Below are 17,161 nucleotides of genomic sequence, written 5' to 3'. Positions count from 1 at the left end.
AAATTTTGAACAAAAGGATTGTGAAAGTATATGGCAAATGTTACACCAATGATGAAACAATATTTAAATATTAAAGCGCAACATCAAGATGCGTTGCTCTTTTTTCGACTTGGTGATTTTTATGAGATGTTTTATGATGATGCAATTACTGCCTCTCGCGTCCTTGAAATCACGTTAACGAAACGTGATGCTAAAAAAGAAAATCCTATTCCAATGGCAGGCGTTCCATATCATTCTGCGGATAGTTATATTGAAACGTTAATACAAAATGGTTTTAAAGTGGCTATATGCGAACAAATGGAAGATCCAAGACAAGTCAAAGGCATGGTTAAAAGAGAAGTTGTACGTGTGATTACGCCAGGTACAGTGATGGAAAAAGGTGGCGTAGAGGATACACGTAACAACTATATTTTAAGTTTTATCCATAATGAAGATGGCTATGGGCTCAGTTATTGTGATGTTTCGACTGGTGAATTAAAAGTGACACACTTTGAAGATGAAAGTACGCTTGTAAACGAAGTGACGACCATTCAACCTAACGAAATTGTTGTCACTCAACCTCTATCAGAAACACTTAAACGTCAATTCAGCATGATTACAGAAACAGTTACAGTTGTTGAACGTATTTCGGATGTGCAATATGCTGTTAATCAGTTGTCTGATCCAAGTAAGTTTCAGGCAGTGCAAGTGTTATTAGATTATATATACGATACGCAAAAAAGAGATATGTCGCATATTGAGAATGTGATTGAATACCAAGCGTTAGATTATATGAAAATGGATTTTTATGCTAAGAGAAATCTCGAATTAACTGAAAGTATTCGACTTAAATCAAAAAAAGGGACATTGCTTTGGTTAATGGATAAGACCAAAACCCCTATGGGCGCAAGACGTTTGAAACAATGGATTGATCGACCTCTTATTCAGCGAAATGAAATAACAAAACGTCATGATGCCGTCGATCAATTTTTACAATATTTTATCGAGAGAGACACTTTACGCAACTATTTAACAGAAGTTTACGATATCGAACGATTAGTCGGTCGCGTAAGTTTTGGTAATGTGAACGCAAAAGATTTAATACAACTCAAGCATTCGATTGCACAAATTCCTTCTATAAAAGCACTCTTACAAACTATTGAACATGAAGCGATTGCACATTTTAATGCGTTAGAACCGCTAGATGACCTTTTACAATTGTTAGAAGATAGTTTAGTGAATGAACCTCCGTTATCTGTCAAAGAAGGTGGCCTTTTTAAATCAGGATTTAACGAAGAATTAGATCAATATTTAGATGCTTCAAAAAATGGAAAACAGTGGTTAGCTGAATTACAAGCGAAAGAACGTGAGCGAACAGGGATTAAATCTTTGAAAATAAGCTTTAATAAAGTGTTTGGTTACTATATTGAAATTACACGTGCCAATTTGACGCAATTTAATCCAGCTGAATTTGGCTATGAACGAAAACAAACATTATCCAATGCTGAAAGATTTATCACTGATGAATTAAAAGAAAAAGAAGCTGTGATTTTGGGTGCTCAAGATAAAGCAATCGAGCTCGAATATCAATTGTTTGTAGCGCTTCGTGAAAAAGTAAAAACATATACAGAACGTTTGCAACAACAAGCTAAAATTATATCTGAAATTGATTGCTTGCAAAGTTTTGCAGAGATAGCGCAACAATATAATTATGTCCGACCGCAATTCAGCACAGACAAAACATTAGTTTTAAAAGATTCACGTCATCCAGTTGTTGAGCGTGTGATGGATTATAATGATTATGTACCAAATGATTGTGAATTAAATCAGTCACAATTTATCTATTTGATTACAGGGCCTAATATGTCAGGTAAATCAACCTATATGCGTCAAGTGGCGATTATAAGTATTATGGCACAAATGGGGGCTTTTGTTCCTTGTGAATCTGCGATACTCCCTATTTTCGATCAGATTTTCACAAGAATTGGTGCTGCAGATGATCTTGTATCTGGGAAAAGTACGTTCATGGTTGAAATGTTAGAGGCACAAAAAGCACTCAAATATGCCACACCAGATAGTTTAATTATATTTGATGAAATCGGTAGAGGTACTTCAACTTATGACGGTCTTGCGTTGGCTCAAGCTATGATTGAATATGTTGCGGAAACATCTCAAGCGAAAACTTTATTTTCAACGCACTATCATGAACTGACAGAATTGGAACAAGCACTTCCAAGCTTGAAGAATGTGCATGTCGCTGCAGATGAATATCAAGGTGAGCTTATCTTCTTACACAAAGTTAAAGATGGGGCTGTTGCAAATAGTTATGGGATTCAAGTCGCACAATTAGCCGACCTACCTAAACAAGTGATTGACCGTGCGCAAGTTATTTTAGATGCATTTGAAGCGAAAGAACAAGCCGCGATTAAATCAGAAGCAAATGCTGAAAAAACGGTTGAATTCACAAACCAAAGTCTTGAAACACCTAAACAAGTAACGTCACAGCAACATTCAGATGCAAAGCCCCAATTCGAACAACCTGTTTTCGATTTATTTGAATCAGAAGCACAAAATAGCGAAGTTGAACTTGAAATTAAACAAATGAATTTATCGCAAATGACCCCAATTGAAGCATTAGTTAAGCTCAGTGAACTTCAAAATAGATTACAGTAGAGGGTGAAATTGATGGGAAAAATAAAAACGCTACAAACGTCTTTAGCAAATAAAATTGCTGCAGGTGAAGTAGTGGAACGTCCGAGCTCTGTTGTGAAAGAATTATTAGAAAACAGTATTGATGCAGGTGCAACTGAAATTAATATTGAAGTTTTAGAGTCAGGTGTATCTTCTATTCGAGTTGTGGATAATGGTTCCGGCATATTAGCGGATGATTTAGGACTTGTATTTCATCGCCATGCAACAAGTAAATTACAAGAAGATGATGATTTATTCCATATTAGAACGTTAGGTTTCCGTGGCGAAGCACTCGCAAGTATTGCTTCAGTTGCAAAAGTCACATTACAAACGTCTACGGATGGTATTAATGGTTACGAAGTGTATGCTGAAGAAGGTGCCATACTGAAAGAAAAGCCAGCGAAAGCGCGTAAAGGTACAGACATTCGTGTAGACTCACTATTTTATAACACGCCAGCAAGACTAAAATATATTAAAAGTCTCTACACGGAATTAGGGAAAATAACAGATATTGTGAATCGAATGGCGATGAGCCACCCACATATTCGTCTTTCGCTTAAAAATGATGGTAAGACCATTCTCCAAACGAATGGCTCAGGACGAACAAATGAAGTGATGGCAGAAATATACGGAATGAAAGTAGCGCGTGATTTAGTGCATATTGAAGGCGAAACAAGTGACTATCGTATTTCGGGTTACGTTGCAAAACCTGAACACTCAAGAAGCAATCGGCATTATATGTCGATATTTATCAACGGTAGATATATTAAAAACTTTTTATTAAATAAAGCTGTTCAAGAAGGCTACCACACATTAATGATGATCGGTCGATATCCAATTGTTTATATCAATATTGATATGGATCCCGTTTTAGTCGATGTGAATGTGCACCCTACGAAATTGGAAGTGCGATTATCTAAAGAGGATCAGTTGTTTGATCTCATTGTGAATAAAATACGTGAGGCTTTTAAAGATAAGGTACTCATACCTCAAAATGATTTAAAACAAAAATATGCCCCTAAAAAGGTACTTGAACAATTTGAGCAACAAAAAATGGCTTTTGATCAGCAAGTGCAACAACATGAGAAGCATGAAACAACGGATAAAGATGAAGTACAACCGTCGCCACCACATTTCGAGGTTAAAGAAGAAGCGAATCACTTTACAGCTTCAAATGAACCGTCATCAGCCAATCATTCAGTACATTCAGATGACAATTTTGAAGCAGAACAAAAAGCGATTTTAAATGAACTTGATCGTCATCAAGCTGTAGTGCCTCCATCGTTCGCTGAGTCACCAACTCAAAGTCAAGATGATGCATTACCTCATGACGTACCTCAAAAACCTAAAAGACGCGTGCCTTATATGGAAGTTGTAGGACAAGTACATGGCACATATATTATTGCTCAAAATAATCAAGGCATGTATTTAATTGATCAACATGCCGCACAAGAACGGATAAAGTATGAGTATTTTAGAGATAAAATTGGAGAAGTGGAAAATGAAAACCAAAATCTTCTCATTCCAATCACATTTAACTTTTCAAAAGATGAACAGTTAATTATTGAGCAATATCGTGATACATTAAAAGAGGCAGGTATCTTTTTAGAACCTTTTGGTGGATATGATTATATTGTGAATAGTTATCCAGTTTGGTTCCCAAGTGAGCAAGTTGAAGAAATCATTAAAGATATTATCGAATATGTGATTCAACACAAGAAGATTGACATTGCAAAGTTTAGAGAAGAAGCTGCGATAATGATGAGTTGTAAAAAGTCGATTAAAGCCAATCATTATTTAAAAATAAATGAGATGGCAGATTTAATCCAACAATTAGGGGAAATGGAAGACCCATTTACATGCCCGCATGGAAGACCTGTGATTATCAACTTTAGTAATTATGAATTAGAGCGTCTGTTTAAGAGAATTCAATAATACGATGAAGAGGGAGAATGTTATGAAAAAACATATTTTACCAGCAATTCGTTCGATGAGAGATTTAGAAAGATTGTTTAAAACAGATTATAAAAAATGTGTCATTCTTGATACACATATTGGTCATTTGAAAGGCATGACGCAATTAATTAAAGAGCATGAACTGCAACCTTTTATGCACATCGATCTCATTAAAGGGATGAGTCATGATGAATTTGCATGTGAATATATTATTCAAACTTATAAACCTAAAGGGATTGTATCAACTAAAACTAAAGTGATTAAAAAGGCAAAAGCGCTTGGTGTCGTTACGATTTTTAGAGTGTTTGTTATTGATAGTCACGCTTTACAGAGAAGTATCGATCTCATTCAACGTATCGAGCCAGATTATGTTGAAGTCTTACCCGGTATCGCAGATAAAGTGATACAAGAAATACATGAGAAAACAGGTACTACGGTAATAGCGGGAGGCTTGATTAACACAGAGGAAGAAATTGAAAACGCCATTAATAGTGGTGCTGCCTATGTGACAACAAGTGACGCATCATTATGGTAAGTAAAAAATAGAGGGGGATTTAAATGCTGAACAAACCAGAGAAGCTACAAAAAGGGGATACAATTGCGATTGTTTCCCCGTCTTCTGGCCTTGCGGGTGAGCCGAATATTCAATGGCGTACACAACAAGGTATAGAGAATATCAAAACTTTAGGTTATCGCGTTAAAGTTATGGAACAAGCGCTTAATACGATTGAATGGAACTACAATCATCCAAAAGAACGTGCAGAGACACTGACATCGGCGTTTAAAGATCCAGAAGTAAAAGCCATACTTTGTACGATTGGGGGTAAAGAATCAGCAAGAATTATCCCATACTTAGATGATGAAATCATTCAAGCGCATCCTAAGATTTTTATAGGTTACTCAGATATCACACCACTTCATTTGCATTTAAACCAATTAGGAATCGTTAGCTTTTATGGTCCAGCGTTGCTCACGGACTTTGCAGAAAATGTAGCGCTTGATGACTATACGCTTGATCATATGTTTGATGTCATTTCTAAAGCGGAGCCATTTGGAAAGTTGGCCACGTCGGATTATGTGCGGATTTTTGGCTTGAGATGGGATGAAGAAAATAAAAATATCGCGCGTGAAACAAAGAAAAATGAAAGTTACATATTAGTGAACGGCGAGGGTAACGTTTCTGGAGACCTGATCGGCGGTTGTTTTGAATCATTAGACCACCTCAGAGGTTCACAGTATTTTCCAAAACTTGAACAGTTTGACGGCAAGATTTTGTTTTTAGAAAACTCTGAAGTTAATATTGAACCGTGGGCTTTTGAAGATACTTTTCGTTCTTTTGGATACATGGGCATATTTGATCGTATTGAAGGGATTATATTGGGACGTCCTCAAAATGGAATATATCAAAATGAATATCACCAAATTATTCAAAGCATTTTAAAAGAATTTCAGCAAGAGGATTTACCGGTCATCGGTAACGCTAGTTTTGGTCACAATGAACCTAAATGTACGATTCCATACGGTGTTAAAGCATCAATAAGTACATCTCCTTTAACATTTAGTATTGATGAAGCGGCTGTAAGTGAATAAGATGCGCGTTAGAAGCGTCAAATCAGCAATTATAATCAGGCGTTCAATATTTGTTTGACATCCGTTTTCAAAGCATTTTATCTTTAAAGTGAAGATTATTTAGATTTTAAAAACCAATTAAATAGATAGTTAATTCATTTTCAGTAAAATTAAATTTCCATTTATTTATGAAAGCGTTTAAAATAATGGTTGACAACGCTTACATCAAAATGTAAGATTAAATCAAGTTGATAAATTGTGAGAGACTGAGAGACTTCTGTTGGCGTATTAATTGTTATGCGAAGGAAGTCTCTTTTTCGTTAAAGGGAGGAAAAAGCATGAATGTTTATTTAGCTGAATTTTTCGGTACTGCACTACTTCTACTCATGGGGGGCGGTGTATGTGCCAACGTCAATTTGAAAAAAACAAACGGTAATGGTGCCGATTGGATTGTCATTGCTATTGGATGGGGACTTGGTGTGACGCTAGGTGTCTATGCCGTTGGTCAATTTTCAAATGCACATCTTAACCCAGCAGTGACACTTGCATTTGCAATGAATGGTGATTTCCCATGGTCACAAGTTCCTGGTTACATCATTGCGCAAATGCTTGGTGGTATTTTAGGTGGCGTGTTGACATGGTTAATGTATTTACCACATTGGCGTGCAACTGAAGATAAAGCAACAAAATTAGGCGTCTTTTCAACTGCGCCTGCACTTAAAAACTATACTGCAAACTTTATTTCAGAGATTATTGGTACTGCAGTTTTAACTTCAGGTCTTTTATACATCGGGGCAAATAAGTTCTCTGAAGGATTAAACCCATTAATCGTTGGTGCTTTGATTGTAGCAATTGGTGTCAGCTTAGGTGGTACAACAGGCTATGCAATTAATCCTGCTCGTGACTTAGGACCACGTATCGCACATGCTATTTTACCAATCCATGGTAAAGGTGACAGCGGTTGGGGTTACGCAATTGTACCTGTGTTAGGACCATTGGTTGGTGGTATGGTAGGTACAGTCGTATATCGCTTAATTTTTAAAGGCGCATTTGATGTTTGGACAATTGTAACGATTATCGTATTAGTTTTAACATTATTACTTGGTGCGGCATTAAATAAAAAATCGCCACAAGATGAAATTGCTAAAATCTAATTCATATTACTGTTTTTGTCATAAGTATGAATGTTAAAGTAAGACATACAAAACTTTACAATACGTTGTGATCATAGAGGTATTAATAACATGGTGATGACGTATTGTAGTTTTTTAGTGTTTATGAGCTGGATTTGACATCTTACACCAGCACTTTGGGTTATAATAACCTTATCGTAATACTTTACAAGTTAATATCAGTGAAGAGTTGAGAGGAGACTATGTTATGGGAAACTATATCTTATCGATTGATCAGGGGACAACAAGTTCTAGAGCAATCTTATTTAACGAAAATGGGGAAATCGCAGGCATAGCACAGCGTGAGTTTAAACAACATTTTCCTAAAGGCGGATGGGTAGAGCATGATGCCAACGAAATTTGGACATCAGTTTTATCAGTGATGGCATCTGTTTTAAACGAAAATAACGTATCGGCATCACAAATTAAAGGGATTGGTATCACAAACCAACGTGAAACAACTGTCGTTTGGGATAAAAACACAGGCCGTCCAATCTACAATGCGATTGTTTGGCAGTCACGTCAAACACAACATATTTGTGATGAATTAAAGAACGCTGGTCATGAAGAAACGTTTAGAAACAAAACTGGTTTATTATTAGACCCTTATTTTTCAGGAACTAAAGTTAAATGGATACTTGATAAAGTTGAAGGTGCACGTGAAAAAGCTGAAAAAGGCGATGTTTTGTTCGGAACAATTGATTCATGGTTAGTTTGGAAACTTTCTGGTGGTAGAACGCATGTAACAGACTATTCCAATGCAAGTCGTACATTAATGTATAACATCCATGATTTACAATGGGATGACGAATTGCTTGAAATTTTAGATGTACCTAAAGCAATGTTACCTGAAGTTAAACCATCAAGTGAAGTGTATTGCGAAACAATCGATTATCACTTCTTTGGTCAAAAAGTACCAATTGCTGGTATTGCGGGTGACCAACAAGCTGCACTATTCGGACAAGCATGTTTCGAACGCGGTGATGTGAAAAACACATACGGCACAGGTGGTTTCATGCTTATGAATACAGGTGAGGAAGCAGTTGTATCTGATAATGGATTGTTAACAACGATTGCTTATGGAATTGATGGTAAAGTCAATTACGCATTAGAAGGTTCAATCTTCGTATCAGGTTCAGCCATTCAATGGTTAAGAGATGGTCTCCGAATGATTAACTCGGCTCCGCAATCAGAAGATTATGCTAAACGTGTTGATTCTACAGAAGGTGTCTATGTTGTACCTGCATTTGTTGGTTTAGGTACACCTTATTGGGATTCTGAAGCACGTGGTGCGATTTTCGGTATTACGAGAGGTACAGAAAAAGAGCATTTCATTAGAGCTACTTTAGAGTCTTTATGTTACCAAACTCGTGACGTAATTGAAGCGATGGCACAAGACTCTGGTATTGATGTAAACACTTTACGTGTTGACGGTGGCGCAGTTAAAAATAATTTCTTAATGCAATTCCAAGCCGACTTAGTCAACATCAATGTTGAACGACCAGAAATTAATGAAACAACAGCATTAGGTGCTGCTTATTTAGCTGGTATTGCTACAGGATTCTGGAAAGATAAATCAGAAATTAGTCGTCAATGGAAACTTGAAAAATCATTTGATCCGACGATGGATGAGAAAGAAAGTAATCGTTTGTACAAAGGTTGGAAAAAAGCAGTTGAAGCCACTCAAGTTTTCAAATTAGACGAAGAATAAGTGGTGTGATATACTGTAGTTAAGTTAATAGCATCATACGAGATTGTGAGAGACGTCGTTCGTACAACTTTATTTAAGCTGTGGGAGAAGTCTCTCTTTTTTTATGATATTAGGAGGCGGAATATATGAGTTTATCAACTTTTAAACGTGATTCAGTAAAGAACAAAATGAAAAATGAGGAATATGATTTAGTTGTTGTCGGTGGGGGTATCACTGGCGCAGGTATCGCATTAGATGCAAGTGCAAGAGGTATGAAAGTCGCTTTAGTAGAAATGCAAGACTTCGCACAAGGTACAAGCTCTCGTTCTACTAAATTGGTTCATGGTGGTTTACGTTACTTGAAACAATTCCAAGTTGGCGTTGTTGCTGAAACTGGTAAAGAACGTGCAATCGTTTATGAAAATGGTCCACATGTTACGACACCTGAATGGATGTTATTACCAATGCATAAAGGTGGTACATTTGGTAAGTTTTCAACTTCAATCGGTTTAGGTATGTATGATCGCCTTGCTGGTGTTAAAAAATCAGAACGTAAAAAAATGTTAACTGTACAAGAAACTACTGACAAAGAACCATTAGTTAAACAAGATGGTCTTAAAGGTGGCGGTTACTACGTTGAATACCGTACAGATGACGCTCGTTTAACAATTGAAGTGATGAAAAAAGCAGCTGAGCAAGGTGCTGATATTTTAAACTATGCGAAAGTAAACAACTTCTTATATGATAATAATGAAAAAGTAAACGGTGTGACAGTGATTGACCGCTTAGCGAATGATACTTTTAAAATTAAAGGTAAAAAAGTCGTTAACGCAACAGGTCCGTGGGTAGACGAAGTACGTAGTGCAGACTACTCTAAAAACAACAAACAATTGCGTTTAACAAAAGGTGTTCACGTTGTTATCGATCAATCAAAATTCCCATTACGTCAAGCTGTTTATTTTGATACAGAAAAAGACGGTCGTATGATTTTTGCTATTCCTCGTGAAGGCAAAGCTTATGTTGGTACAACTGATACATTCTATGATAATGAAAAATCAACACCACTTGTTAACCAAGAAGACAGAGATTATTTAATTGATGCCATTAACTATATGTTCCCAACTGTTCAAGTTAAAGATGAAGACATTGAGTCTACATGGGCAGGTATTCGTCCGTTAATTTTAGAAGAAGGTAAAGACCCTTCTGAAATTTCACGTAAAGACGAAGTTTGGGAAGGTAAATCAGGATTATTAACAATTGCTGGTGGTAAATTAACAGGTTACCGTCACATGGCATTAGAAATTGTAAACTTAGTTGAAAAACGATTAAAACAAGAATATAAATTGAAATTCAATAAAGTAGATACAAAATACATTCCAATTTCTGGTGGGGATGTTGGTGGTAGTGCAAACTTCGATAAATTCGTTGAAGAAAAAGTACAAGCTGCGAAAGCATTCAATTTAGATGAAAAATTAGCTCGTCACTTAGCTTCAAAATATGGTTCTAACGTTGATGATTTATTTGCGATTGCGCAAGCAGCACAACATCAAACAACTGGTTTACCATTAGAATTATATGTTGAACTTGTATATAGCGTTCAAAACGAATTAGTTGTAAAACCAACTGACTTCCTTGTACGTCGTACGGGTGCATTATACTTTGATATTAATCGTGTATTAGAATATAAAGATATTGTTGTCGATGTATTAGCTGACTTATTAGGCTACGATGCAAATACTAAAGCAGCTTATCATGCTGAATTAGATAAAGCGATCCAAGAAGCAAGACATGGTCAACACCAACCTGCTGAAAAATAAGATATTAGCTAGCAATTTATGAGATAAAAAGTAACGCAAGTTGATTTTAAGCTTGTGTTACTTTTTATTTTTATCATCAAATATATCAGTGATTTCCACTTTATTTTCGTATTTCAGCTTATTCATACATACAACTGTTTTCATACATTTCGTAAACGATGATTTTTCAACTGTTAAAATTTTTGTTTGATAGTTTCTTGATAACAAGTGAAAGGTATTCTCAATTTATAGTATGCAGTTTAATTTTAATTCTTGTGTTTTTATTCCGATGTTGTGGTAAAGTTGAATTAAGTGAAGAGATGCGGAAAGGTGGATAACAATGGTTAAATCAGAAGCTATGAAAATAGCAGTTACAGACGGCACAATATTAGAAGCAAAAGTAGATCGAACGGATTGTGAGTCCGTTGGGATTGTGCATATTTTCCACGGAATGGCAGAACATTTAGAAAGGTACAATGCGCTTGTTGAAAAATTAAATCAACAAGGCTACCATGTGATTCGACACAACCATAGAGGTCATGGCATTGATATCGATAGTGAAAGAGGCCATTATGATTCAATGATGCAAGTGGTTAAAGATGCACATGAAGTACAAACGACATTGAAAGCACAATTTGATGATACGTTACCTCTAATTGTACTTGGACATTCAATGGGTTCAATTATTGCACGTCAGTATGTGCAAACCTACCCGAATGACTGTCAAGGACTCATATTAAGTGGTACAGGCTTGTTTCCATCGTTTTATAGATTCACTATTGTGCCATTATTAAAATGTATTACATTGATTTGTGGTAAAAAACGCCGTATGAAGTGGCTCAATAATGTGATGACGAATAGCTTTAATAAAAAATTCAAGCCACTACGTACTGAAAGCGATTGGATTAGTTCAAATGAAAGTGAAGTGGATGCTTATATCGCAGACTCATATTCAGGCTTCCTTGTATCTAATCAATTGATTTATAGTGTTGTAAATACGATGATGCAAACAGCACGTATTAAAAACATTGAAAAGATGAATCCACAATTACCAATTTTGTTAGTTTCAGGAAAAGATGATCCGTTTGGTGATTTTGGAAATGCGATTAGAAACTTAGGAAAGTTATTGAAAAAAGGTGGTATTGAACATATCACTGTTCAACTATATAAAAACAAACGCCATGAAGTGTTGTTTGAAAATGATAAAGAGACGGTATGGAAGCATATGTTAGAATGGATGAGTCGTCAAATTATTAAAAAAAGAAAAGTAGGTGAACTCGGTGATAGGTAAGAAACCTTTCATTGTAGTAATCGTAGGTCCCACTGCGAGTGGTAAAACTGAATTAGGTGTGGAACTCGCGAAAGAAATTAATGGAGAAGTCATTAGTGGTGACTCTATGCAAGTTTATCGCGGAATGAACATTGGTACCGCAAAAGTGACAGAGTCTGAAATGCAAGGCATCCCGCATCACTTAATTGATATTTTAAATCCAGGCCAAACATATTCCGCATACGATTTTCAGCAACAGGCACGTACACTCATAACGGATATTACAAATCGAGGGAAAATACCTATCATTGTTGGAGGGACAGGTCTATATATTCAATCTGTAATATACGATTATCAATTTGATAAAGAAGAAGTTTCTCCAGAGGTTGCAGAAAAAGTTCAGCAAAAAATGGAAGAACTCAAATCGTATTCAAATGAAGCGCTCCATGAATACTTAGGGACATTTGATCCTCAATCTTATGCTGATATCCATCCGAACAATCGCCAAAGAGTAGAGCGTGCGATCTCTTATTATTTAACTACAAAAAAAGTTTTAAGTAATCGAAAGAAAAGTACCCAATTGACTGAAAATTATGATACATTATTAATAGGGATAGAAATGTCGCGTGATACATTATATGCAAGAATAAATAAACGCGTAGACATAATGTTGTCTCATGGTTTATTGGATGAAGTGCAAGAACTTATTGAATTAGGTTATGAATCGTGTCAAAGTATGCAAGCTATCGGCTACAAAGAAATCATACCGGTAGTTCATAATGAAATAGAACTTAATGAAGCCGTGGATCAACTTAAACAGCATTCACGTAATTACGCAAAAAGGCAAATGACTTGGTTTAAAAACAAACTTAATGTTCATTGGTTAGATAGAGAGAAGATGTCACTTACTTCAATGTTATCTGAGCTCAAAACCCTAATAAATAAAAGGAGAAATGAACATGATTGAGAAACGCAACATTCAAGATGAGTACCTAGAAACTTTTAAAAACGAGGGTAAGGAACTCACTGTATTTTTAACGAATGGTTTCCAATTACGTGGTACAATTGTTGATTTTGACCAATATGTAATTGATATACTCTCTCAAGGACGTCACCATTTAATTTACAAACATGCGATTAGTACTTTCTTAGAAGGCACAAACTAATTTATTAATCCACAATGGCGGAGTGGGGATGCATGTTAAATGTGCAATCTAAAAGGTTGACCATATGATGACCATCTTTCAATATACATTCATATTGAATAGGTTGGTGTATTTAGCATTCATCTCCACTACCATCCTTGATTGATCTGTTCATTTATAGGGTGTACTCCAATTTTAAATCATTAAATATAAAAACATCACCGCTTTCACTAGAAATAGGAAAGGGTGATGTTTAATTTATAAAACATTTTCAATTTCTTTTGTAATACTTTCTGGTGTCTTTTGTGGTGAAAAGCGCTTAACCACATTTCCTTCTCGATCAACTAAGAACTTCGTGAAATTCCACTTAATTTTATCTCCAAATACACCTTTTTGTTGTGATTTGAGATAGTTGAAAAGTGGATGTGCATTTTCGCCGTTAACTTCAATTTTTTCATGCATTGGAAAAGTAACGCCATAGTTTAGTTGGCAGTTTGATGCTGCTTCTTCCCCGCTACCCGGTTCTTGTTTTCCGAATTGATTACATGGGAAACCAAGAATCGTAAATCCTTTTTCATGATAAGTATCATACAACTTTTGTAAACCTTCAAATTGTGGTGTTAGACCACACTCACTTGCAGTATTTACAATCAATAAAACGTCGCCTTTATACTCAGATAAAGGGTAATTTGTTCCATCAATTTTTGTGACTTCTATATCATATAAATGCATTGTCCTCACCTCTAATAAAAATATAACATAATTATTCAATATAGTCTTAATTGAAACACTATGTTAGAATACGTGATGATATGTTTAAAGAAAATGGTGATGTAATGCAAAAAAATGAACTCCATTCTACCAAAAAAGTTAAAGAAAAAGCACTTTTAATTGGTGTAGATGTTTATCAATCAGATTATGATTTTGACAGTACGATGAGAGAATTACATGCACTGGCGTATACATGTGATCTTGAGGTGAAAGGTGAATTCACGCAAAATAAAAATCAAGTGGATCATAAATATTATGTTGGTAAAGGAAAATTAGATGAGATAGAAGCTTTTGTGGAATCACAAGAAATAGATGTTCTTGTGGCTAATGACGAATTAACGACAGCACAATCTAAACATTTAAATGAATATTTAGGCATTAAGATTATTGACCGTACACAATTGATTCTTGAAATTTTCGCTTTGAGAGCGAAAAGTAAAGAAGGTAAATTACAAGTAGAATATGCACAACTTAATTATCTCTTACCTCGCTTAATGGGACATGGAAAAAGTTTATCTCGCTTAGGTGGCGGTATAGGTACACGAGGACCTGGTGAGACAAAACTAGAAACCGATCGTCGTCATATACGTACGCGTATGAATGAAATAAAACGTAAATTAAAAGAAGTCGAAGCACATCGTGCACGTTATCGCCATCAAAGAGAAGAGAACCAATCTTTCCAAGTTGCACTGATTGGTTATACGAATGCAGGGAAATCTTCGTGGTTCAACACGTTGACCCATGCAGAAACTTATGAGCGCGATTTACTGTTTGCGACGCTTGATCCGAAATCACGACGTCTTAAAATTAATGATGGCTTCGAGTTGGTCATTTCAGACACAGTTGGTTTTATTCAAAAATTACCCACAACATTAATTGAAGCTTTTAAATCAACACTAGAAGAAGCAAGTAATGCAGATTTATTAATCCATGTGGTGGATGCGAGTCATAAAGAATATAAAATTCAATACGATACTGTTAATGAAATTATTAAAGAGTTAGATATGGCTGAAATTCCGCAAGTGGTTATTTTTAACAAAAAAGATTTACATGAAGGCGTAGAGCCTATTGTGGAACAGCCCTCTGTTTTTGTATCCGCTAAAAATCACGATGATATTCAAGTGGTGAAAAATTTATTAATAGAAGCGATTCAAAGCCAACTTCATTTTTATGAAAGACGCCTAGAGAGTCATGAAGCAGACACGTTATATTACTTGAAACAACACACATTAGTTACGAAATTAGAATTTGACGAAACAACAAATGAATATCTAATAGAAGGTTATAAAAAATAATAGAAAGAAGCAGAAAAATGAAGCGATTAGAACAATTGATTAATGAAGTAGAAACAACATTAACCCCTTATTTTAAAGAAATCGAAGCACGTGCACTTGAAAATCAAGCACGCGTCCTTGATGCCTTTCATCATGTAAAAATCACTGAATCAGATTTATTAGGGTCCACGGGATATGGCTATGATGATTTTGGTCGTGATCATTTAGAAGCGGTTTATGCGCATACTTTCAAGGCTGAAGATGCACTCGTACGTCCACAGTTAATTTCAGGCACCCATGCGATTACTGTTGCTCTACAAAGTATGTTAAAGCCTGGAGACAGTTTAATGTATATTACAGGCAAACCGTATGACACATTACTCGAAGTCATCGGTGAAAACGGAAATGGTATTGAGAGTTTAAAAGAATATGGTATCCATTACCAAGAGGTTGATTTAAAGGAAGATCAAATTGATGTTGAGCGTGTTTTACAAGCAATTAACGAAACAACAAAAGTGATTGCGATTCAACGTTCTAAAGGGTATAGTCAAAGACCATCTATAAGCGTTGATGAAATAGGTCGTGCGATTCAAACTATAAAAAACGAATACCCTCATATTATTGTTTTTGTCGATAATTGTTACGGTGAATTTGTAGAAACCAAAGAGCCTATCGAAGTGGGTGCAGATTTAATCGCAGGCTCTTTAATTAAAAATCCAGGAGGAGGTCTCGCGAAAATTGGCGGCTATATTGCTGGACGACGAGACTTAGTAGAACGCTGTGGTTATAGATTAACTGCCCCTGGAATCGGGAAGGAAGCGGGTGCTTCATTATATGCATTACAAGAAATGTATCAAGGCTTTTTTATGAGTCCCCATGTGGTCAGTCAAAGTCTTAAAGGTGCGCTATTTACAAGTTTATTATTAGAACGTCTCAATATGCGTACGACGCCTCGATATGATGTGCAGCGTACGGATTTAATTCAAACTGTGTCATTTGATACACCTGAACAGATGATTCAATTTTGTCAAAGCATTCAACATGCGTCACCTATTAATGCCCATTTTAGTCCGGAACCTAGTTATATGCCGGGGTATGAAGATGACGTGATCATGGCTGCAGGCACTTTTGTACAAGGCTCATCTATTGAATTATCAGCAGATGGCCCAATTCGTCCACCATACGAAGCTTATGTTCAAGGTGGACTCACATACGAGCATGTCAAAATTGCAGTCATTCGTGCTGTTAAAACACTAATGAAAAAAGGATTAATTTCCATTTAAAATACAAAGTTTTACAATTTAAGTGAAATATGAAAATATAACTGATTGTCTGACTTTTCTGATTACCTGATATGACTAGGCTTGGCGCTTTCATGTCAGGTTTTCTTACATATTTTTGAAATGCCTGAAATGATGTGCTATGGTTAATACAAGTTCAAAGTTAAGGAGATGCTGGATATGGACAACGATAGAATTCGACGTAGCATGCCTGTATTTCCGATGAGTGTTGTCAGCCGTCTAACCGAATTAACTGCACGACAAATTCGTTATTATGAAACACATGAACTTGTAAAACCTTCACGAACTGAAGGGAATAAGCGTTTGTTTTCATTAAATGATTTGGAAACTTTACTTTCAATTAAGCATCTTTTAGAGAAAGGCTTTAATATGAAAGGAATTAAACAAATCATGTTGTCAGAAAGTACATACGCGCTAAACGAAGAGGAAGAACGGTTAAGAAAACAAATGCTAGTGGATACGACACAAAAGCCACAGCGCGAGTCGATACCGCTTAACCGTGGAGACTTATCACGATTTTTTAAATAATTAAAATTGGAGGACAATT

The 17,161-nt window shown here is 35.8% G+C and carries 14 protein-coding genes; 13 read left to right on the top strand and 1 reads right to left on the bottom strand.

Annotation, left to right across the window (positions count from 1 at the left end):
- The first annotated feature begins 30 nt into the window (after window positions 1–30).
- From mutS to hfq, 10 genes are all read left to right on the top strand, one after another.
- Window positions 31–2,652, top strand: coding sequence for a DNA mismatch repair protein MutS (gene mutS, locus MUA40_RS07320; protein WP_155976398.1), 2,622 nt, complete (start codon window positions 31–33; stop codon window positions 2,650–2,652).
- A 12-nt stretch (window positions 2,653–2,664) separates the two neighbouring features.
- A complete protein-coding gene (gene mutL / locus MUA40_RS07315; protein WP_167732663.1) occupies window positions 2,665–4,605 on the top strand; it encodes a DNA mismatch repair endonuclease MutL in 1,941 nt (646 codons plus the stop codon).
- A 22-nt stretch (window positions 4,606–4,627) separates the two neighbouring features.
- Complete coding sequence (locus tag MUA40_RS07310; RefSeq protein ID WP_016424954.1) at window positions 4,628–5,161, top strand: glycerol-3-phosphate responsive antiterminator; 534 nt, start codon at window positions 4,628–4,630, stop codon at window positions 5,159–5,161.
- A gap of 23 nt (window positions 5,162–5,184) precedes the next feature.
- Entirely contained in the window at window positions 5,185–6,216 is a 1,032-nt protein-coding gene (locus MUA40_RS07305; RefSeq protein ID WP_191876916.1) for a S66 family peptidase, read from the top strand.
- A gap of 317 nt (window positions 6,217–6,533) precedes the next feature.
- A complete protein-coding gene (locus MUA40_RS07300) occupies window positions 6,534–7,349 on the top strand; it encodes an MIP/aquaporin family protein (RefSeq protein WP_126496004.1) in 816 nt (271 codons plus the stop codon).
- Between the two features lie 226 nt (window positions 7,350–7,575).
- Complete coding sequence (glpK, locus tag MUA40_RS07295; RefSeq protein ID WP_016424957.1) at window positions 7,576–9,078, top strand: glycerol kinase GlpK; 1,503 nt, start codon at window positions 7,576–7,578, stop codon at window positions 9,076–9,078.
- Window positions 9,079–9,203: 125 nt separating this feature from the next.
- Window positions 9,204–10,874 (top strand): glycerol-3-phosphate dehydrogenase/oxidase, encoded by a 1,671-nt coding sequence (locus MUA40_RS07290; RefSeq protein ID WP_016424958.1) that lies wholly within the window; start codon window positions 9,204–9,206, stop codon window positions 10,872–10,874.
- Window positions 10,875–11,193: 319 nt separating this feature from the next.
- Window positions 11,194–12,144: an alpha/beta hydrolase gene (locus MUA40_RS07285; protein WP_016424959.1), complete on the top strand. Its 951-nt coding sequence runs from the start codon at window positions 11,194–11,196 to the stop codon at window positions 12,142–12,144.
- Window positions 12,134–13,090, top strand: a complete 957-nt coding sequence (miaA, locus tag MUA40_RS07280) for a tRNA (adenosine(37)-N6)-dimethylallyltransferase MiaA (protein ID WP_016424960.1) — start codon at window positions 12,134–12,136, stop codon at window positions 13,088–13,090. Before MUA40_RS07285 ends, miaA begins: the two co-directional genes overlap by 11 nt.
- On the top strand, window positions 13,083–13,289 hold the full coding sequence (hfq, locus tag MUA40_RS07275; RefSeq protein ID WP_016424961.1) for an RNA chaperone Hfq: 207 nt from the start codon (window positions 13,083–13,085) through the stop codon (window positions 13,287–13,289). The genes miaA and hfq overlap by 8 nt, the downstream gene beginning before the upstream one ends.
- Window positions 13,290–13,526: 237 nt before the next feature.
- Here hfq and MUA40_RS07270 read toward each other — a convergent pair whose 3' ends face one another.
- The gene (locus tag MUA40_RS07270) at window positions 13,527–14,000 is read right to left on the bottom strand and encodes a glutathione peroxidase (protein ID WP_126496002.1); all 474 of its coding nucleotides are present in this window, start codon (window positions 13,998–14,000) and stop codon (window positions 13,527–13,529) included.
- A gap of 104 nt (window positions 14,001–14,104) precedes the next feature.
- Between MUA40_RS07270 and hflX the strand changes: the two genes are divergently transcribed.
- From hflX to MUA40_RS07255, 3 genes are all read left to right on the top strand, one after another.
- The gene (gene hflX / locus MUA40_RS07265; protein WP_037559245.1) at window positions 14,105–15,334 is read left to right on the top strand and encodes a GTPase HflX; all 1,230 of its coding nucleotides are present in this window, start codon (window positions 14,105–14,107) and stop codon (window positions 15,332–15,334) included.
- A 17-nt stretch (window positions 15,335–15,351) separates the two neighbouring features.
- The gene (locus MUA40_RS07260) at window positions 15,352–16,596 is read left to right on the top strand and encodes a methionine gamma-lyase family protein (RefSeq protein WP_016424964.1); all 1,245 of its coding nucleotides are present in this window, start codon (window positions 15,352–15,354) and stop codon (window positions 16,594–16,596) included.
- Window positions 16,597–16,773: 177 nt separating this feature from the next.
- Window positions 16,774–17,142, top strand: coding sequence for a MerR family transcriptional regulator (locus MUA40_RS07255; protein WP_016424965.1), 369 nt, complete (start codon window positions 16,774–16,776; stop codon window positions 17,140–17,142).
- Window positions 17,143–17,161: the final 19 nt, after the last annotated feature.

The organism is Staphylococcus schleiferi (assembly GCF_025558325.1).
GTDB classification, from domain to species: Bacteria; Bacillota; Bacilli; order Staphylococcales; family Staphylococcaceae; genus Staphylococcus; species Staphylococcus schleiferi.
Note: the sequence above shows the minus strand (reverse complement) of the source record. Positions and strands in the feature narration are given on the sequence as shown.